Genomic DNA, 20,542 nt, shown 5'->3' with positions numbered 1-20,542 from the left:
GTTGTCCCGCGCAAGTTCACTGTAGATGACGATCCTGTGCGGGCATGGTTCAGATAAAAATGGTTCGATTGATGCAATCCCTTGTAGGAGCCGGCTTGCTGGCGATAGCGGCGTGTCAGGCGATAAATGTGTTGGCTGAGACACCGCCATCGCCAGCAAGCCGGCTCCTACAGGGTTTTGTGATGTTGGTCAGAACGATGACTGGATCTTGATCCCGCCAATCAGCGCGTCATCGACCTTATCCACGCCACCGGGGTGGCGGATGTATTGCAGGTTCGGGCGCACGGTCAGCCAGTTCGTGACGTGCACGCCGTAATAGAGTTCGGCGCTGTATTCGGTGTCCTGGGGTGGCAGGAACGAAGGATCGTCGTAGTCATAGACGGCGCGGGCCTGGTTGGTCGCTTCGGCGTTCTTGCGATAAGCCGGGTTGACGTGAACCCGGGCGAGGGCAAAGCCGATGTCGTCTTTGGCGCGAGCATCGAAGAACCCTTTGTAGACGACGCCGGCCTGGACATAGTTGTCGACGGCGTTGGTCTTCTTGTCGTGCATCGTGCCGTTGGCGAACACGCTCAGGCCGCGCGAATTGTCGCTGGCGCGGCGGGTGATTTGTTGCTGAACACCCAACCACACACCGTGCTTGCTCGACGCGCTGCGGTAAGCCTCGCCGCTCAGGGCGGCCGGCTGGCCATTGCTGTCCTTGTAGGCATCCGTGGCCTTGGCGTTGCTGTAGTAATAGCCGGCGCGGTATTCACCCGGCAGGCCGTTGAGCTTCGGCGACCAGACCAGTTCCACCGGCAGGATCGCGCCCTGAGTACCGCTGCCGCTGAGCTTGAAACCATTGTCGCGATCAAGGTTCGACGGGTTTTGCTCGTAGGCGCCGACCTGCGCGTACAGCTCCGGCGTCAGGTGATATTTCACGCGCATGGCCCACTGGCTAACTGGCCAGTTGTACCAGATGCCGCCGACCCAGTTACCGACCTGCGAGCCGCAAAACGCCAGGTTCTGGAAGTCGCACGGGAAGCTGTTGAAGTCCTCGCCTTCGCCGAAACGGCCGACCTTGATGTCGAGTTTCTGATCGAAGAACTTCTGCTGATACCACATCTGCGTCAGGCGCCAGGTTTGCCCACGGCCCCAGACTTCCTGCGCCGAGGTAAAGCCCCCGACGCGCGGGTCGTTGATCCGGTCGTTGCTGATGTTGTTGCCATTGCGCTCGGTGATGGTCAGCTGAAATTCGGCGTCGTCCCAACCCAGAATCTTCTGCAAATCCAAGTGCGTGCCGAAACCAAACTGGTCGCTGTAGCGCGCCGTGCGATCGTGGTCGTAGCCACCGTGCAGTTTGCTGCCCATTTCGCCGGTGTAATCGACTTTGAAGTCGTAGCCTTTTTCCGAAAGTTCGGTGCGCGTGCCGTTCCAGTCGCCCAGCATCCAGGGCGATTCGCTATCGAAGGCGGGAGTGGCCTGGGTGCATGTGGCCAGGCTCAAGGCGGTGAACCCACCGATCAGGTTCAAGGCTTTTCGACCGGCAATAGCGGTGCAGACAGCGCTGTCTCGCGGAGTTGGGAAATCAGGCATAGAGAAGGAATTCTTGATCTTTTTCTGGGGGATGAACGGAAAGCGGCACTATGTCGCGGGTAGATGAAGCGTTTCAGCTTGACGGGCGCAAGGATAATGTCTTGTTACAAATAGAGAAAGCGCTTTTAGTGACATGAATTATTTCGTATTTGGTAACAGTGCTGGGCAGCGATCTGTTCAAGGTCACCTACATTTACCAGAGAGCGCACATCGCGCTTCCACCCGGCCACACCCTCGGCTAAGGTGCGCGGCTTCCCATCCTTACATCGCTCGAAGGCCCGGCATGACCGAACAGAACAACAACCCGCTGCACGGCGTGACGCTGGAGCAAATCCTCAACGCCCTGGTGGAACATTACGAATGGTCGGGGCTGGCCGAGCGCATTGATATCCGTTGTTTCAAGAGTGACCCGAGCATCAAGTCGAGCCTGACTTTCCTGCGCAAAACCCCGTGGGCGCGGGAGAAGGTCGAACGCCTGTACGTGAAGCTGATGCGCACCAAGCGCCCGCTCTGAATATGGGCTCGCTCTCGACGCCAGGTTCTGCCGCGAGGCGTCGTTTTGTGGCGGTGGCCGCAGTGCTGGGTTGGGCCGGGCTGGCGATTCAGCTGTACTTGATCCTGTACTCACGCTGGACGCTGCAAGCCAGTTTGCTGGGAGGGCTGCTGAGCTTTTTCAGCTACTTCACCGTGTTGACCAATACGCTGGTGGCGGTGGTGCTGACCTGTGAGTGGACCCCTCGCGAGTCGGCGGCGCGACGCTGGTTTTTGCAGCCGTGGGTCAGCAGCGCCATTGCCGTGAGCATCGTGGTCGTCGGCCTGGCTTACAGCCTGTTGCTGCGCCACTTGTGGCATCCCGAAGGCTGGCAGTTTCTGGCCGATGAGCTGATGCATGACGTCATGCCGCTGCTGTTTCTGGCGTACTGGTGGTGGTGTGTACCCAAAGGCACCTTGCGCCTGCGGCATATCGGGTTGTGGGTGATCTATCCGCTGGTGTACTTCGCCTATTCATTGCTGCGCGGGCATGAACTGGCGGTTTATCCCTATCCGTTCATTGATGTCGGCACGCTGGGTTATCCACAGGTGTTTTTGAATGCGGGGGGATTGTTGGCGGGGTTTGTGGTGATTGCTCTAATTATTATCGCGTTGGATCGGTGGCGTGGTCGGTGAATACAGAGGGTGATTTGAAGGGCCTTTGTGGCGAGGGAGCTTGCTCCCGCTGCGGCGCGAAGCGGCGCTAAAACCTGCAACCGAGTTTTACTGAATCACCGAGTATGCTGATTTTACGACTGCTTCGCAGCCGAACGGGAGCAAGCTCCCTCGCCACACTATCGAGCTGTGGTCACTCCTCGTCGCTATCATCCGCCCGCCAGTACCCCACGGCCTTGACGAATTGCTCATTCAAGCCGTGCTCATCGAGCAGCACCCGACGAATCTGCCGTGACACCTTGGTCTCGGTCGCCACCCACGCATACAGATTGCCGCTCGGCACTTGCAGGTGCTTCACGGTGGTCAGCAAGTTGTCTTTGCCACCCTCGCGCAAGACCCAGATCACATTGACCTGCGCGGCGCTTTCCAGACGTTGCTGCTCGGCGCCGTTCTCCACTTCCACAATCACCAGCGCACGACGATTGGCCGCCAGACCTTCGAGTCGGCGGGCGATGGCGGGCAGGGCGGTTTCGTCGCCGATCAGCAAATAGCTGTCGAACATGTCCGGCACGACCATCGAGCCACGCGGCCCGCCAATGTGCAGGAACTGGCCAGGTGTGGCCTGCTCGGCCCAGGTCGAGGCGGGGCCGTCTCCGTGCAACACGAAGTCGATGTCCAGTTCCAGGGTGTCGAGGTCGTAGCGACGCGGCGTGTAGTCGCGCATCGCCGGCATCGGGCCGTTGTCTTTACCGGCGCCGAGCACCAGAGTTTCCAGCGCCGCTTGTTCGGCCGCGTTTTGCGGGAACAGCAGTTTGACGTGGTCGTCCGTGCCCAGGCTGACAAAGCCGGCCAGCTCCGGGCCGCCCAGGGTGATCCGGCGCATCCGCGGCGTCAGGTCAACCACCCGTAGCACTTGCAGGCGGCGACGTTTGATTTCATGCATGACACGGTGAATGGTGTGCACAACGTCAGTCATTCGGCTTTCTCCTGAACGGGTTGAACGGCAGGGCCATCGACGATGGCTTTGGCGGTGTTGTTGAGCAGGTCGCGAACCCGCAGGATTTCTTCGGGACTCCAGCGGCCGTGATGCATCTGCAAGGCGTGACGCAAGTTGTGCACCGCCTCGTGGATCTCGGCCGGGCGATCATGGCCGCGCAACGAGCGCTTGCTGACTTCGATGCGCATTCGCACGCCGTCCAGCGCAATGGCCTGTTCGGTCAACGACAGCCGTCCGGCGTCGGTGATGGTGTAGCGCTTTTTGCCGCCCTCGGCGTCGCCCAGGATCATTTCGCTTTCTTCGAGAAAGGTCAGGGTCGGGTAGATCACACCGGGGCTGGGGCAGTAGGCACCGTCGAACATGCTTTCGATCTGGCGGATCAGGTCATAGCCGTGGCAGGGCTGCTCGGCAATCAACGCCAACAGCAGCAGTTTCAGGTCGCCGGGGGCAAACACCCGGGGACCACGGCCACCGCGTTCACGGCCGGGGCCCGGGCGTTTCTCGAAGCCGTCGCGGCTGTCGCCGTGGTCTCGATGGGAATGATGGTCTCTCATTTTTACGTCTTCTCTCGTGGTGTTTAGATACAACTTAAGATATATCTTTAGACGAGCGCAAGCGTTCTGGACCGACGGTCGGCCTCGGTGGTCGCTTGGGGCCAGATGCCATCAGCGACGAGGAGTCATGCATGAGTTACTCTTTTAGAGTAATTGAACTAATCATGGAAGTTCATCGATTGATAATTATTCCACTATCATGAGATAAGTAGGCCCTGTCTTACGGAAGTTTTATTAGTTCATATCTGTGTGTTTTTTCAGTTAAATCTGTGTGTAGTATTTTTCTGAGGGTAAAACAATCAAGTTGGCGTTTTTTCAACTTTTTTCCTAGTGTTCGAAAGCCATTGTTACTACATGTTCTTCGGAAGTTACGTACTTACTTTTTCAAGAGATTGGACGATCATTTTCTGGCGTCGAAAGTTAAGCGAAATCGCCATCAGCGCGAGGGGTTAAGTTCGCTTGTTTAGACTTTTCTCGGCCCAATCCTTTGAAAAAGACAGGTACTCAATAATGTTCAAGAAGTTTGCAATCGCCGTTCCGATGACCCTCCTGGCCCTGAGCGCTTCGATGGCGTTCGCTGCTGAAGAATCGCGCACCTCCATCAACATTACTGCGGATATCCCAAGCAAGGTCTTCCATGCCCAGCCTGTGAACCCGGATTTCGGTAAAGACGAGAAAATGCAATACCTCATTGGGGTCGGCGACCTGACAGAGGTCCGTGGCACCTACAATATTCAACACACCAATGGCTCGGTTGGCGCTTATATCGTCGGCGGTCCTACCCCGTTGTTCAACGGTAATCCAACCTTGAACATTCCTCTGACTTACACCTTCAATGGCACGGTGCTGACGGCCGAATCCCAGGAAGTGGTAGGTGACGCCGAGTCCAACGGTGGCATGCGCGCCGACCTGGTCATCAAGGCCGCGAAGCCGACCAACGCCCAGGTGGGTCTCTACACCGCCAACCCAGTCGTCATTTTTGATGCCATTCCGCGCATCTAAAACACGGCGCGTTCTGTAAGTAAGTTCTGTCTTACTTGGCAACGTTCACCGATCGATAGGGCTGCGTCCCTGTCGATCGGGTTTCAACGAATTTATCTTCAGAGTATTCGTTCATGTTCCCGATGACTCCCATCGCGACCGCGCTTGCCCTATGTTTTTGTGCAACTGCCCTGGCCGCGCCAGCGGACAACGGCCACACACCCCGAAGTTTGCTTGCGCAAGCCAAGGGGCTACCGAGCGAGTTCGAAGAGCACTTCTTTGATGTGCCGCTGGCAGTACGCGTGGAACTTGACCAACAGTTTCTCGGTGAGGCGATGGTCGTGTTGACCCGCGATGATCGCATCACCCTCGTCGACTTCGCCGATGTCAGCGACAGCACGATCAAGCCCAGCGAGCGTGACATCTGGGCCGACTACCTGAAACAAGGCGTGGTACTGGGCGCCTGCCAGGCCAATTGCCCCGAACAACTGCTGGCCGTGCACTACAGCCTGGAAAACTCGCTGGTGTCGATCCTCACGGAAAACGCCGAGCGCGATGATCAGGTGCAGCTTTATTACAACCAGCCCGAAGGCGGCAGCACCGGGTTGATCGTGCGCAACCAGCTGAACCTCAATGGCGGCCAGAACCAGAACCTCGGTGGTCGTTACGGTCTGGAAGCCAGCAGCAGCCTGGGCAACTGGACCCAGGCGGTGAACATGCAGTTGTCCCGCCTCGGTGGTGTGGACAACCAGACTTATCACGCGGTGCACGAGCTCTTCACCCAGCGTGAACTGGAAGGCAATTTCCTGCGCCTGGGTTTGTTCACGCCCACCTCGGAAGGCTTGACCCGCCAGCCACGCTCCTTTGGCGCCAGCCCCGACACTGCGCTGGGCGTCATGTACGGCAGTTCCGACAGCCTGGCCATCAACAACCCGAAACCGGCGGTCTACCCGATCTATGTCACGGCCAATCGCCAAGGCTCGGTGGAGATCTATCGCGACGGCTTGCTGATCAACACTCAGGCAATGCCGGCCGGTTTGCAGACGCTTGATACGCGGCCATTGCCCGGCGGCATCTATGAAGTCGAAGTGCGGCTGATCGAGGACGGCCAGATCACTTCCAGCACTCAGGAACTGGTCTACAAACCCAACAACTGGAGCAATCATGACGAGCGCTGGCGCTACAACCTGTTCGCCGGGCGTGAATCGAAGATGCTCAGCAACTGGGATGAGCAGGCCGACGGCGACATGACCGCTGGCGCCGCGTTCAACTTCCTGCTGCACCCACGGGTGATCCTCGGCCTGTCGGGTCGGCAAGTGAAAGACACCCTGCAATACGGCACGTCGGTCGACTGGGCCATCGTCAACAACGCCAGCGTCTTTGCCAACGTCTACAAGACTCAGGACTACGGCACCGGTTTTGACGTGCAGGGGCTTTATTCCTACGGCAGCGGCAGCCTCGTCGCCAGCCATAACCGCAGCTGGCTCGACACCACGCGGCTCTACGACACCCTGCCCGATGGCACGCGCGTGCGGCAGCGCAACGTATATATCGGCCAGACCAGCAACTCGTCGTTGTCGGTTAACCATCGGCTTACCAGCAAAAGTTCGGTCAATGCCCGGGTGTCCCACAGTGAAGGCAATACCGAAGGCGTCGGCGTGGATCTGGGCTGGACCCAGCGCGCGCAACTGTTCGGCAGCGATGCCAATTGGCGCCTGTCACTGTTCGACAGGCCGGGCAGCTTCAGCTCGGGGAATGATCGAAATCGCGGGCTTGATCTGAGCGTGAGCGTCGCGCTGGGTGGTCCGGGAGAACAGCTGTCCGGCAGCATCGGCACCCGTACCGATCGTGACGGCGGGCGCGACAACAATGCCTCGATCACTTACCGCAAAGACTTGCAGGACCACCTGCTGCAAAGTGTTTCCGCCACGGCCATCACCGACACCTATGGCATCGGTTTGAATGCGCTGGCGACGATGCAATCGGACCTGGCCAACGCTGACGGTTTTATCCAGCGCTCCTCTTACAACAACGACCTCACCGGCGGCCTCAACCTCGACAGCACCGTAGCGGTCGGTGGGCAAAAAATGATCATGACCAGCCAATACCACCGCAACGGCGCGGGCATGATCATCGATGTCGAGTCGGACATCGACGACATCACGTTGCGCGCCGACGATTTGAGCGGCGGCAGCGCGGTCCTCAAGCCCGGACGCAATTTCGTGCCGATCACGGCTTACAAAAGCAGCTCCGTCAGTTTCGATTTCGAAGGCAACCACGTGCCTGCCGCGACCATCCAGCCGGCCCGTTCCAGCTATCACCTGAACAAGGGCGGCGTGGATTATCGCCAGATCCGTGTGATGCGAACCCTTACCGTCCTTGGCCGCCTGATCGACCCTCAGGGCAACCCGCTCAAGGGCCATCACATCATCAACCACGCCAGTCGCGGGGTGAGTGAAGTGGACGGCTTCTTCTCCATGGAAATGAACGCTGGCTCACCGACCCTGGAAGTGCGCCACGGCAATCAGTTGCTGTGCCAGTTCCGTCTGGACCCGAGCAATGGCCGCACGGAAAACAATGTGCTGATGATCGGTGATCTGCGCTGCACGCCCGACACGTTGGCGGACCTGACGCTTGAGACGCCGACGGCAGGTTGATGCCCGGCACCACGCACTTTTTTATGAGGTAAATGACGATGAAACGTCGGTTGGCACTGATTGGTTTTTGTTTGTTCACCCAGACGGCGCACGCCGGACCGAGCATCAATATCGGCACGGTTTACGACTACCTGGACGGCGACAAAAGTACCTTTTTGAAACGCGTCTACAACGGCGGCGACAGCACCGCCTTCGTCAAGGTCAACATCCTTGAAATCCTCTACGACGCCGATGGCAAATCCCGGGAAGTGCCGCTCCAGACCAATGCCGACGGCAAATCCCGGGATGGCTTGATGGCCAGCCCGGCGCGGCTGATCGTGCCCGCCAGTGGCATGCAAGGCACGCGATTGCTGTACATGGGGGAGCGTGACAAGGAGCGCTATTTCCGCGTGCGTTTCGTGCCGGTGGTGCCCGAGAAGGAAGACGAATTTGCGGTCTCCGGCGAGGAACGTGAGGAATACAAGAAAGCCCTGTCCGCCGGGGTCACGGTGCTGGCCGGTTATGGCGCGGTGTTTTTCGTTCGCCCCAAGGACCCGCGCTACGCCAGCGTGATCGAAAACGAGGCGGCCCGATACCGGATCCGCAATACCGGCAACACCGTGGTGGTGATCGACGAGTTCAAGGATTGCGCGGTCAAGAACGACCAGGACTGCCAGCCGACCACCAAGCATCACATTCTGGCCGGCCGCAACTTCGAGTTCGAGAAACAGGCAGGCCGCGAGTACCGCTTCACGTTGATTGAAGGCGAGAGCCGCAAGAAACTCGATGTGAAAGGCTGATGACTATGTTCAGAAAACTGACGGTCCTGATGATGTCGGCAATGGCTTGCCATTCAGCGTATGCCGCCCGCGAAGTGCAGCACTTCGAAGTGTTCGTGACGATTCCGAGCCAGGCGTTTTATGTCATTCCGGCAGACCCCGGCTGGATTCACCGCGAACAGCAATTGCCGTGGAACCTGACGACCTCGACCCTGGGCGGCTTGCGCAAGTATTTCGACGTGAAGAATGAAGCCGGCTCCATCGAAGCTCGCCTTGAGGGCAGGCCGTATTTGTCCAACGGGACGGATGCCCATGACATTGGTTTGCGCGTGCTGTTCAACGGCCATGTGCTCAATGAGCTGGACAGTCGCGAGGTGGTGTCAATGAGTGATGCTGCGCCGGGTAAACGGGTGTTGCTGGAGATCGTGCCAATGCCGCCTGTCGATGGGGTTTATAAACCGGGCAGCTATTTTGGCAGCGTGAATATGGTCTTCAATGCGGTACTGCCAAAATGAAGCGTTTATTGAAGAAGCGATCAGTCCGGGCTCGGAATGGGTTTGTATTGACCAGTCTGTTGTGCGCTGTGTTTTCGATGCCTGCAGAGGCGGTGGTGGCAGAGATCACGGCGGAGTTCGTGCCGGATTCGGCCAAACCGCAGAACAATAAATTCGTCAACAAGACGCCCTCTGAGGGGTTCTGTCGTCAAGTTCCAGAGACCTGTGCGCGCTATCAACTTTTCAGTCTTGTCGCGCCTATATTGTTCACGGCCAATGCGCCGATTCTTGCCAATCACGCGGACCCGCGCCAGGGCGGCATGGCCCGGGTACCCTCTGAATGGAGAGAGGTGCGTGTTACACATGAATCGGGCGATTCAAAAGTGCTTTCCATACGAATCGGGGGTATTGGTCACGAAGCGTCCATTCCCCGTCCAATCACCGACATTACGGGAGGCGGTTGGTGGGATCAGATGTGGCAGGGAGGGGGCTGGGTGTATGCGCCTGCGCCGTGTCTGGGGGTCGGTAACGCGACTGCGGGACCCGTTGGCTACAACAGTTTCTGGAGAGTCCCGGTGGGGGTGGGCGTATGCAGCAAAAAGGCGCTGTTCGACATCCCGATGTCCTTTAAGTATCTGTATTTTGTGTACGCCTATGAACTGCGCACGCCCGATCCGCTGAACATGGCCGCGGGTAAATACACAGGCTCCATTACCTACATGGTCGGTCCTCGTCAGGATTTCGACATGGGTGATGTCATGATTCCCAATGACAACCAACTGACCCTCAACTTCTCCCTGGATGTTCGGCACACCCTCAAGGTCGAGATTCCCCCCGGTGGCAATCGCATCGAACTGGTCCCGCAGGGCGGCTGGCAAGCCTGGCTGACGCAGGGGCGCAAGCCGACGCGGTTGTTTCGTGATCAGACGTTCAATCTCTCTTCGTCGAGCCGCTTCAAGATGAATCTGGACTGCCAGTACAGCGAAGATGGCAATCGCTGCTCGGTACGCGACCCGGTTTCCGGTCATGTCGTGCCGCTCGACGTCAGCCTGACCCTGCCCAATGGCTTGGTGGATGCCGCCGATCAGCCGGTCAGTCGCCGGCCATTGCGGCGCGACGGCATGGGTACCGAGTTTTTCCAGCCACGCTTTTACGTCGATCGCAAACCGGGAACGTTGCACTTCGAGATTGCGCAGGATCAAGTCGGCGAAATGCTCAAGCCGAATGTGGTCAGGACCTACTCGGGCCTTGTCACGGTCATCTGGGATTCGGAAGTTTAGCGGGCGCCTGAAGGATTAATTCAGCAAGGCTGAGCATCGATATGGACTTTGAAGGAAAGACAATGCGGCTTCTACGTGGACTATCAGTTCGACTGTTGAGCAGCTTGGCGTGTGCCGTTTTTGCACTGCCCATACAGGCTGCCGTTATGGAGATCGAAGCGGTATTCGAGCCGGATTCATCGAAGCCCAATAAAAACGTGTTCGTCAACATGACGCCGTCCGAGGGTTTTTGCCGACAGATACCGCAAGCCTGTGCGCCCTATAACTTGTTCAGCCTTGTTGCGCCTATTCCATTCACGGCGAATGCGCCCATCCTGGCCAACCATGCGGACCCGCGGCAAGGGGGCATGGCCCGTGTTCCCTCAGACTGGAGAGAAGTGGTGGTCACCCACGAGTCGGGTGATAAGCAAGTGCTTTCCATTCGTATAGGCGGGATCGGGCACGAAGCCGCCATTCCCCGCCCTGTCACTGAACTGACTGGAGGAGGATGGTGGGATGACTTATGGGTAGGTGGCGGTTGGTCATATGCGCCACCACCCTGTTCAAGTGTGGGTTGGCACTCGGCGGGTCCCTCTGGCTACAACAGTTTCTGGCGAGTCGCCAGAGGGGCGGGCGTGTGCAGCAAGACGGCGAAGTTCGATATTCCGCTTTCTTTTCGCTACCTGTACTTCGTGTTCGCTTATGAGCTGAAAACGCCTGACCCCCTGGCCATGAAATCGGGCAAATACACCGGCACCATGCCGTACACGGTCGGTCCTCGTCAGGACTTCGACATGGGCGATGTCATGATTCCCAATGACAACCAACTGACCCTCAACTTCTCCCTGGATGTTCGGCACACCCTCAAGGTTGAGATTCCCCCCGGCGGCAATCGCATCGAACTGGTCCCGCAGGGCGGCTGGCAAGCCTGGCTGACGCAGGGGCGCAAGCCGACGCGGTTGTTTCGTGATCAGACGTTCAATCTTTCTTCGTCGAGCCGCTTCAAGATGAGCCTGGACTGCCAGTACAGCGAGGATGGCAATCGCTGCTCGGTGCGCGACCCGGCTTCGGGTCATGTCGTGCCGCTCGACGTCAGCCTGACCCTGCCCAATGGCTTGGTGGATGCCGCCGATCAACCGGTCAGCCGCCGGCCGTTGCGGCGCGACGGCAGTGGTACCGAGTTGTTCCAGCCACGCTTTTATGTCGATCGCAAACCGGGAACGTTGCACTTCGAGATTGCGCAGGACGAAGTCGGCGAAATGCTCAAGCCCGGAGTCGCCCGAACGTACTCGGGCACTGTCACGGTGATCTGGGATTCGCAAGTGGGTTAAGGGTTGAGCCCTGATGCATCACTCGATGCATCAGGGTTTTGCCGATTACGGCTGTGCGTCTTTTTGCAGCGCTGCGCGGGTGAGTGTTCGGCTCAGCTCTTTTTCTTCGTAGCCCATGTCGTGCAGTAATTGGCCGTAGACTTCATCGGTCATGTCTTGATCCGTCAACACGACGCTGTCATCGATATTCAGTCGTCGGGCGAGGTCTTGCAGGCGCTGTTTGAGTGCTCGTCGTTGTGCAATCTGCTGGCCTTTGGAGCCGGCCCAGGCGTGTTGAACTTCGCGTAACTCATCCAGCAATTCGCTCTTGGTTTCGTAAAACAGGGCATTGCGCCGGAACTCGTTCGGGTAAGTGTCCTGCAGGTATTTCTGCCAGAACGGCTGTTCGATCATGTCGTTGATCAAGCCATCGCCGGCCTCCATGGACATCACCGTATCGAAGGCGGTGTCGAGGGTTTTGGCGTTCACGCTGGCCAAGGGGCGATACAGCATCGACTCCGATTGCCACGGTAAACCGAGGCGTTGAGCCAGGCCGGTTTCGTAGGCGAGGTACACCTCGACCTCATCCGGATTGCCCGGCCGACTGCCGAAATCGGCACGGGCAATGTCATCCACGCGGGCGAGGCGAGCGGCACCTCTGGCCAGGTTCACCAGTTTGCTTTCAAGGACGGCGTTGGACGTCGATAAGGCATAGGCTTCGGAGGCGAGCACCTTGATGCCCATGTGGTTGAACACCTGGGCCCCGGCATCGGCGCAGGTGGTGGGCGCCTTGGCCATTGCGAACAGATCCTTGCGCAACTCGGTGTCCAGGTCGATGGCTTCGATCATGCGCCATACCCGGCTGCTGAGTTGTTGACGCAAATCACCACCGGCCATGTAATCGGCCGAGCGGGTCTGTTTCTGGATCAAGGCAAAAAAATCCTCAGAGCCAGGCTCGGTCATCAAGTCGTGCCAGGCCTCCTCTCGAAAAGTACCCAGCCCTGAGACTTCGTTACTCCACCATACCGAGTCGTCATTCATGGGCCACAGGTGCATCGCGTCTCGTGCCGCATTGGCGTAGACCTGCTTGGGCGAGATGCCGACTGACCGTCGATACGCTTTGAAAGTGACCAGGTTGGCGTCCGAGAGTTGCTTTTCGTACAAGCGGGTCCGCGCGAGGATGAAGGCGTCCTCCGAGCCGGGCACGACTTTCGGAATGACGCTGATCGGGTTCTCCTGCAAATCCAGAAAGAAGCCGCGCGGTCGACGTTTGTTGGCAGGCCCGAACAAGCCATCGGGCCAGGTGGTGGCCCCGGTGTTGCTCAAACTCAGGATTCTCAGTCTGGGCATGCGTCCGACGTCCGGGAGCCGGCCCAACCGCTTGTTGTCATCGAGCCTGAGGGTTTCCATGCGGGTCAGGTTTCGCAATTGCTCGACAGCCGATGGCGTCAATGTGATGTCGTTGTTCATCAACCGCAAAGTGCGCAGGTGGTGCATCTTGCCGATGGTGTCGGGAAGTCGCGTCAAGCCGCAGCTGCGGGCGCTCAGTTGCCGCAGATGAGGGAAGTCCCCTAACAGGCCGGTGGCGGATTCGGAAAGGGTCGTGCGGTCCAGATTCAAGGTGCTGATCTGATCGAGGTAGTGCTTGATATCCGGCAGGTCCTTCCACCAACGTTCGAGGTCGAGCACCCCGAACTCTGTGGACAGGTCCAGCGCGTAACCGCCGTCGGCCGTGATACTGCGTTCACCAAAGACCGTGGGCTTGCGTTTGAAACAGTCGATGAACCGCTCGGCAAGGTGCAAGCCGCCACTGTTGACGAACCCGCGTTGATCCGGGCCCCAGGTATCCGGCTGCTGGTATCGCCAGCGATTGAACAGCACACGCAAGTCATCCAGTTCCCGGTCCAGTCGGGTCAGTGTCTGGTGACCTTGCTCCTGCGAACCCAGGGATCGAACGAAGGTGTCGACCTCGCGTTCGTTGAAGTGGGGGTAGATATCCTGCACCCGTTCGGTGAGCGTGGGGGCGGTTACGGAGAAACCGGGACCGCGCAACAGCATCATGTCTTCATGGTCAGCCAGCGGACGGATCGGCGGTGCAGCGAGCGCGGTGCGGCGCTGCGCCGGTGTCTCGGTCTTCGCCATCACCCATTGTTTGAAAAAGGCGCCCTGGCCCGGCCGATAACCCAGCTGCGCCTGTTTGTTTTTCGGCAAGGCGTTGAGGACGGCGTCGTAAAAATCAGCGGCGTCGTGCAGTTTGTGGTTGTCGCCGTCCCAGACTTCGAACCGGTTGACATCATCCTTGACCAGCACCCGGACCATGGACGCGTCCTCGGCCCCCACACGGCTGCGCAAGGGGCCGGCATCGTTGCCTTCGCGAACCTCGATGCGCAATTGCGCGATGGTGTCGGTATGAATCCTCAAGGCGTTCAGCACCAGGCTTTCGGTTTCCGCCACCCACTGCGCGCCGTCGTGGAAGCCTTCATAGGCATGGTTGGTCCGGGCTTCGAAGGCGGCTTCCCGCGCTCGGCTTTTCAGGCTGAGTGGCAGACGTTGCTCCTGGGTCATGCGCTTGAGGTCGGTCGCGTCGGCACTGCTCAGCAACGTCGCTGCCGCACGGGACGGCAGTTCGGGAAATGAGTGGCGTATGAGTCGCAACTGCGGGTCGTCAGACGCTTGGGCACCTTGGTAAAGCTGATTGACGATGTCCGCGTCCATTCGACTGGCTTCATCCGCCAGTCGATTACGCAATGCTTGCACCCGGTCACTTTTGGCGGTGGACCGACCGAGCACGGCTTGCAGCTCTTCTTCGCTGAGAAACTCGACAAGGCCTGGCGCAAATTGCTCGCTCATGAGGTTGGACAAACTGGTGGACAGCGTCTGCTCGTCGGACGCCTCGGCATTGCCGTACTGGCGGAACCGGCCGCTCATGTCGGCGTTTTCGTAGACCTTCAGGGCTTTATCCGCGGGCCAGCCCTCCAGGTAAGTCGCCAGCGGTTCAAACCAGTAGGAGGACGGGTCCAGAGGCTGACCCGAGCGAATCCTTTCAATCGCCTGGCGGGTCTGGCGCTGGATGTTCAAGCGGGTGAGGCTGTCGTCCAGTAACGGTGGCGGTGCCGTATTGTCGACGTACATCCGGCGCAGCGCACCGTCGTCGGTGCCGCTGGCGATGCGAACGTCCTCGAGCTGCGCGTCACTGAAGCCCTCCACGGAGTGGCCGAGACGGCGCATCAACGTCGGGCGATCCCAGGTTCGCGGGGTTTCGGCTTCATGGGTCCAGGCGCCGAGGCCGTTGTGTTTCAGCTCGGGCAGATAAGCATTCTCGCGATGCGGGTGTTTGACGCGGTAGTTGCCGGTTTGCGGATCCTTTTGCACGGCGTAGTGCTTGTCATCCAGTGGCAGAACATCCTTGCCTTCGTGGACATGCAGCCCCAGCGCGTCGGGTCTGGAGTCCGGCGATAGCTGCACATCGGGCCATTCATAGGGTTTGAGGTCGGGGTGCCACAGCCGGGGTTCGCCGTTGGGCAGGGTGACCGGTTTCATGCCTTCGATCAGCGGCGACAGCTTCAGGCGTGCCAGTGCACCGATCTGCACACCGGCGGCAAAGGCCGCGAGCTGAAGAAAATCCGTGGCCACGCCGACGATGTGTCCGGTGGCCTCGGTCCACAGCCCCAGGGTCATGTCGACGATGCCTTCGATGGCGTCACTGGCCATCTGATAAGCCATGTAGCCCATCATCAGCTCACCCAGCCCGGGAACGAACGGCGTGACGACCATCAGGGCGATGTTGAAGATGTCCGAGGTGATTTTCTTGAAGTTCTCCCACCAGGCCCATCGGGCGTTGGTATCGGCATCGGCGGTGGACACGGCGATGTGTCGGGCGTCATTGAGCACCTTGTTGAGCTTTTGCTCAAACAGGTATTTCCAGAGTTCGCCGGTGAGCGGTGCGGTGTTGAAGTGCAGATGAGGGTCAGTGACGGCCACTTCCCGCCAGCTCGGCCTCTGGTCCAGCGGCTCTTTCTGATGCCATTTCACTTGGAACAGACGTTGTTGCAGCCCGCCGAAAAAATGCCCTCGATCGGGTTGATCGACGAACCGGCTGAAGTATTGCTGGTAGGTCATGCCGGTGGACGGTATGACATCGTTGTTACGCAACTGACGCGTCAGTTCATTCACGAACGCGAGGGTCGAAGGGTACTCTTTCAGCGGGTGCTCGGGGTCTTGCGGGACGTAAGCGAAGATCGGCACCACCTCACGGGCCCGGTCCATATCCGGCGTAATCAATACGATTCCGGTCAGCAAGCTGTCGAGAATCGACAGGTTGGCGAATTGCATGATTCGGCCTTTGCGGGTGAGGTTGCGCTGGCCATCGAGCATCATCAGGATCAGGTCACAGGCATCGACGTCGATGTCGCCCTTCAGGACGGCCAGTCTGGCGGCCGCTTTAAACGCGGCTTTCTCGCTCTCGACGATCCTGTGTTTCAAAACAGCCTGCGCGAGGCCGTCCTTGGGCCGCAACTGCTCTTCGAGGTATTTCGTGTAGCGCGCGCCAATGTCCAGGTCGCGACACAGGGTCTGGAACTGGGCGATGGAGATTTTGCGTTTGATCGGCAGGATGTCGAAATGCCCGCGGGCATTGGGCTGGCTGATGAAGTCCGAGTCTGGTTCGCAGGTTTCCTTGCCCGCGAAGTTGTGCAGCGCCGCGTCCAGCAGTGAAACGATTCGGGTCACGGCACCGCCGAAGTCGGCTGAATACCAGGGAAGCTTTTTGGGTAGATAAAGGTGCAGGTAAGTGGTCTTTACATCGACGTCGACACCGAACTGTTTCAGCAACGCCTCGGCCAGCAACGGTTCGGCGAATTCGTAAACGCCTTGCACCTTGTCCATGACCCGGTCGACGGTGTTTTGCGCGGACCAGCGTTCGAGGTTGGCTTCTTGTAACGGTGTGTGATCGAAATCCCTGGTGGCCTGTACCCAATACCCTGAAGCCGTTTGTGTGAAGCTCAGCTCCCGAATCCGTCGCAGTGAAGCGTCCTTGAACGCGGGATGGAGACGGCTCTTGATGAAGTCGTAATGACGACCTTTATGGTCATCGGCCCCCGGTGTCGGTAGCGCTGATATACGTCCGTGTAAGTCAGTCATGCTTTTAATAAACCTTGAGCGTTAAGTGGAGTGACCAGCCTAACGCCCGAGGCTCAAAGTAAAAGCCCGAATTACCGCTGCTTAATCAGTGTTGGTCCCCCAAACGCATTGGAATTACCAATGCCGAAAATAATTAATTACCGCCTTTTTTCAGCGCCGCGCGACCTCCACCGGCAGGCATTGCGTATGCGCACCCGGTTGCAGATACGGCGTGAGAATTGGCGCCATGCCCTTGAGCACCTGCACGGGCAGCGCCGAGGTGAATTTGAAGGCTTCGGCGGTGCGCCCGGGCACGAAGGCGGTCAACGTACCGAAGTGACTATCACCGATGTAAAACACGAAGGTGGCCGTGCGGTTGATCGACTTCGAACTGAGAATCCGCCCGCCGGAACCAATGGCTTCGATGCGGTTATCCCCGGTCCCGGTCTTGCCGCCCATCGCCAGGGGTTTGCCATCGGGCGTGATGAAGCTGCCGGAAACCCGTTTGGCCGTACCGGCATCCACCACCTGTGACAGCGCCTCGCGCATCGCCGTGGCCACTTCGGACGGCATCACCCGTTTGCCGGCGTCCGGGTCGTTGATCAGTTTGGTTTCATAGGGTGTATTCGCCGCGAAATGCAGGGTGTCGATGCGCAATGTCGGCATGCGCACACCGTCGTTGAGGATGGTGCCGATCAACTCGCCCAACGCTGCCGGGCGGTCGCCGGAGCTGCCGATGGCGGTGGCCAGCGAGGGCACCAGGTGGTCGAACGGGTAACCGACTTTCTGCCAGCGCTGATGAATGTCGAGGAAGGCTTCGATCTCCAGCATGGTGCGAATACGGCTGTCGCGAGCGCCCTTGTGACGACTCTTGAACAGCCAGCTGTAGACTTCCTGACGCTCGAACTGGCTGGCTTTGACGATCTGGCTCCACTTCGCATCCGGGTTGTTCAGCAGGTAGCCCATCAGCCACAGGTCCAGCGGGTGAACCTTGGCGATGAAGCCCTGATCCGGCAAGTCGTAGGCGCCGGGGCTGTAATTCTCGTAGAGCCGTTGCAGGCGTTCGTCGGTGAGTTTTTCGGTGAGCTTGGCGCCTTTGAGGTGCGCACGCACAAAGGCGTTGAAGCTTTCCTGACTGGCCTGGGGCAGCAGATAACGGTGCACCGCCGCCATGCGAATCGGCGTCGGACGCATGCTGTCGAGGAAGGTATCGAGCCGCGCCTGGGTGTCCTTGTTTTTGTATTTCTTCCAGAACTTCAGCAGGAACGAGGTGCCTTCGCGGTCGGCGAAATTGGCCAGGTATTCCTGACGCCGTGGGTCGCGATCGTCCTTGAGCAATTCGGCGCTGTTGTTGGGGCCCGAATACGTGGTGTAGCGCACCAGGTCACGCATCAGCCGAATGAACGGCAGGTTGATCGATTCGCGCAAGGCATCGCGCAAGGTAGGAATGCGACCGTTGTCTTCCTTGCGGAAGTTGACGAAGGTGTGCAGCCCGCCGCCGGTGAAAAAGGCTTCGCCGGGGCTCGCCGAATATTTACGATCCAGCGCGGCGCCGAGCATGGCCTGCAGGTTGCGGTCCTTGTTCTCAATCAGGTAATCGACGGCCCAGCGACTCAGGCGGTCCTGATCCGGGACGTCGACTTTCTTCAGTTCCGGGATGGTCATCGCTGCGTACTTGTCGTGCAGCTCGGCCATGATTTGCAGGTAGGTGGTGAGCACGCGCATTTTCGCGGTAGAACCCAGCTCCAGCTTGCTGCCTTCGTTGATGTCGAACGGCTGGTCGGTGCTGTCGGTCTGTACCCGCACGCGCGCGCCGTCCGGTGTCAGCTCAAACAACGTGAAGCTGTAGCGCACCTGGGTGGTGCTGGTGGGGGTGAGCAAGCGTTCACCCATCAGACCGATTTGTGTCGCAAACACCGGGTCGGCCAGGTGCTTGAGGTATTCGGTGGCCTGGGTTTGCAAGTCGCCTTGCAGGGTGCTGGTGGCGGACAGGTCGAGGCGGTCGAGGTCGTACAGCGGACGGTTGAGCAGCCCGCCCAGACGACTGCGCGCCACGCTGATGCCTTTGTTGGTTTCAATCGGCTGAATGGTCGGCTGGGTCTGCCAGTCGCGGTAGGTCACCTTGCTGGCCAGGGCGGCGGTGGCGAAGGGCGCATCGATCACGCCATTCGCCGCCAGCAGGCGGATATGGCTGTCGGTGAGGTCGGCCAGTTCATCATGACCTTTGGTCAGGTAGTGAGAAGGGCGGCGCTGGGCGATCATCAGTGAAAGCATTTCACGCAGGGCCAGGCCTTTTTCGGCCATGCTCTTGGGATCCGAGTCGGTGCTGGCCAGCCGTTCGTTGGCCTTGTTGAAATCAGCGCCGTACCAGACACGCAACCCTTCAGCCATGCCATGCACTTCACCGTGCCCCGGTACTGCCGACAGCGGCACGCTGTTGAGGTAGTCGCGCACCACATTTTGCCGGGCCTGCAAGGTTTCCGGCCCTGCTTGATAAGCGCGCACGGTGGCGGAAATCATCTGCCGGATCTTTTCCGCGCCCGACACCGTCAGGCCATCGGGCGAGTGCCGGTATTTCTCCAGTTGCGTCGCCAGCGTACTGCCGCCCGCCGACTGGCCCGGCAGGTGCATCAGCTTGGCAACCTGGGACCAGATCGCCATGCCGAACCGCGGCCAGTCCACGGCGGGGTTGGCCAGGGGTTGCTTGGGGTCGAGCAAAAAGCGGTTTTCGATAAACAACAGACTGTTGACCACCACTGGCGGAATCGACTCAAAGCTTGAATACAGTTGTTGTGGGTATTTGTACTGGTACAGCGGCGCCGCACGGCAATCGGTGATCGACAATCCAGCCTGTATTTTCTCTGCGTAGGGCACGAAAAAGCCCTTGTCGGTGTAGTCCATCAGCTTTTCAGAGAAGCGGGTTTGTGACGCGATGACGTAGTCACGCTTGAGCAACCGCGGCAGAAACTCTCCTAGCGAGCTGTAGCCCAGGCGCAAGTCGAAAGGGCCTGCACCCGGATAGCGAATCGCGTCGCTGGGGCCGGGTTTCATTTCGTAACTCAGAGAGGCGGCGAATTTGCTCACCTCGCGGGATTGAAACTTCGAGGTGCGCATTTCCTTGGCGGCGGCGAGCCCCAGAACAATCAGGATAATGACCAGCAACAACCAAAACGCCCCCCAACCGTGCGTCGTGCGACTGCCAGGAGGCTTTTCAGGAATAGGCGCTTCATCCACACGTTCAGTCGGAACCACAGTTTTACTCGTATCGGTTTGCCATAACGCGCCCATAGTCGACTGATCCATTCACGCAGATTGATCGGACTTGTCTGAAGCTTAGTCGGTGGTTGGCGATGGTGAAAAAATTGTGGATACACAGATCTCAAATATCCCCACTCTCCTGTGGCGAGGGAGCTTGCTCCCGCTGGGCTGCGAAGCAGACCCAAATTTGCCATCTCAGTCTTTCAGTAGAACCGCGATCACAGGTTTTGCGACTGCTGCGCAGCCGAGCGGGAGCAAGCTCCCTCGCCACAGGTATTGTCCGTCTGAAATACCTTTGCTAGACACGTCGGGCAGTAAATAAGGTCAGGGCAGGGGCATGACGATGCACCAATGCTGTGCAATACTCGGCGGCGTTTCAGTTGGTGACTAATCCTACAAAAGCCAGGTAATGCCCCTCCGCAAACCGGGCTTTCTCCG

At 58.9% G+C, this 20,542-nt stretch carries 13 protein-coding genes; 8 read left to right on the top strand and 5 right to left on the bottom strand.

The window, feature by feature from the left end; translation table 11 throughout:
* Nucleotides 1–189: 189 nt before the first annotated feature.
* Entirely contained in the window at nt 190–1,572 is a 1,383-nt protein-coding gene (locus ACA075_RS24400; RefSeq protein WP_497295868.1) for a carbohydrate porin, read from the bottom strand.
* Nucleotides 1,573–1,855: 283 nt separating this feature from the next.
* Here ACA075_RS24400 and ACA075_RS24395 point away from each other — a divergent pair, with 283 nt between their 5' ends.
* Both ACA075_RS24395 and ACA075_RS24390 read left to right on the top strand, forming a co-directional pair.
* Nucleotides 1,856–2,086: a VF530 family protein gene (locus tag ACA075_RS24395; protein ID WP_007903672.1), complete on the top strand. Its 231-nt coding sequence runs from the start codon at nt 1,856–1,858 to the stop codon at nt 2,084–2,086.
* A gap of 2 nt (nt 2,087–2,088) precedes the next feature.
* Complete coding sequence (locus ACA075_RS24390) at nt 2,089–2,739, top strand: Pr6Pr family membrane protein (RefSeq protein WP_497295865.1); 651 nt, start codon at nt 2,089–2,091, stop codon at nt 2,737–2,739.
* A gap of 172 nt (nt 2,740–2,911) precedes the next feature.
* Here ACA075_RS24390 and ACA075_RS24385 read toward each other — a convergent pair whose 3' ends face one another.
* On the bottom strand, nt 2,912–3,694 hold the full coding sequence (locus ACA075_RS24385; RefSeq protein WP_497295864.1) for a siderophore-interacting protein: 783 nt from the start codon (nt 3,692–3,694) through the stop codon (nt 2,912–2,914).
* On the bottom strand, nt 3,691–4,269 hold the full coding sequence (locus ACA075_RS24380; RefSeq protein ID WP_497295863.1) for a PadR family transcriptional regulator: 579 nt from the start codon (nt 4,267–4,269) through the stop codon (nt 3,691–3,693). The genes ACA075_RS24385 and ACA075_RS24380 overlap by 4 nt, the downstream gene beginning before the upstream one ends.
* A gap of 510 nt (nt 4,270–4,779) precedes the next feature.
* Here ACA075_RS24380 and ACA075_RS24375 point away from each other — a divergent pair.
* From ACA075_RS24375 to ACA075_RS24350, 6 genes are all read left to right on the top strand, one after another.
* Nucleotides 4,780–5,271, top strand: a complete 492-nt coding sequence (locus ACA075_RS24375) for a CS1 type fimbrial major subunit (RefSeq protein WP_497295861.1) — start codon at nt 4,780–4,782, stop codon at nt 5,269–5,271.
* Between the two features lie 113 nt (nt 5,272–5,384).
* On the top strand, nt 5,385–7,907 hold the full coding sequence (locus tag ACA075_RS24370; protein ID WP_497295859.1) for a TcfC E-set like domain-containing protein: 2,523 nt from the start codon (nt 5,385–5,387) through the stop codon (nt 7,905–7,907).
* Nucleotides 7,908–7,945: 38 nt separating this feature from the next.
* On the top strand, nt 7,946–8,686 hold the full coding sequence (locus ACA075_RS24365; RefSeq protein WP_497295857.1) for a molecular chaperone: 741 nt from the start codon (nt 7,946–7,948) through the stop codon (nt 8,684–8,686).
* Between the two features lie 5 nt (nt 8,687–8,691).
* On the top strand, nt 8,692–9,180 hold the full coding sequence (locus tag ACA075_RS24360; RefSeq protein WP_497295855.1) for a CS1 type fimbrial major subunit: 489 nt from the start codon (nt 8,692–8,694) through the stop codon (nt 9,178–9,180).
* Nucleotides 9,177–10,439 (top strand): hypothetical protein, encoded by a 1,263-nt coding sequence (locus ACA075_RS24355; protein WP_497295854.1) that lies wholly within the window; start codon nt 9,177–9,179, stop codon nt 10,437–10,439. Before ACA075_RS24360 ends, ACA075_RS24355 begins: the two co-directional genes overlap by 4 nt.
* 62 nt (nt 10,440–10,501) lie before the next feature.
* Nucleotides 10,502–11,749: a hypothetical protein gene (locus ACA075_RS24350; protein ID WP_497299326.1), complete on the top strand. Its 1,248-nt coding sequence runs from the start codon at nt 10,502–10,504 to the stop codon at nt 11,747–11,749.
* Nucleotides 11,750–11,794: 45 nt separating this feature from the next.
* Here ACA075_RS24350 and ACA075_RS24345 read toward each other — a convergent pair whose 3' ends face one another.
* Together ACA075_RS24345 and ACA075_RS24340 are read right to left on the bottom strand one after the other, a co-directional pair.
* Nucleotides 11,795–16,867 carry an NEL-type E3 ubiquitin ligase domain-containing protein gene (locus tag ACA075_RS24345; protein WP_497295852.1) on the bottom strand — a complete coding sequence of 1,691 codons (5,073 nt, stop codon included), beginning with the start codon at nt 16,865–16,867 and terminating at the stop codon, nt 11,795–11,797.
* 150 nt (nt 16,868–17,017) lie between these two features.
* Nucleotides 17,018–20,134, bottom strand: a complete 3,117-nt coding sequence (locus ACA075_RS24340) for a transglycosylase domain-containing protein (protein WP_497295850.1) — start codon at nt 20,132–20,134, stop codon at nt 17,018–17,020.
* Between the last annotated feature and the right edge of the window lie 408 nt (nt 20,135–20,542).

This window comes from Pseudomonas sp. LBUM1663, assembly GCF_059695905.1.
This window is presented reverse-complemented; position numbering and strand designations above follow the sequence as displayed.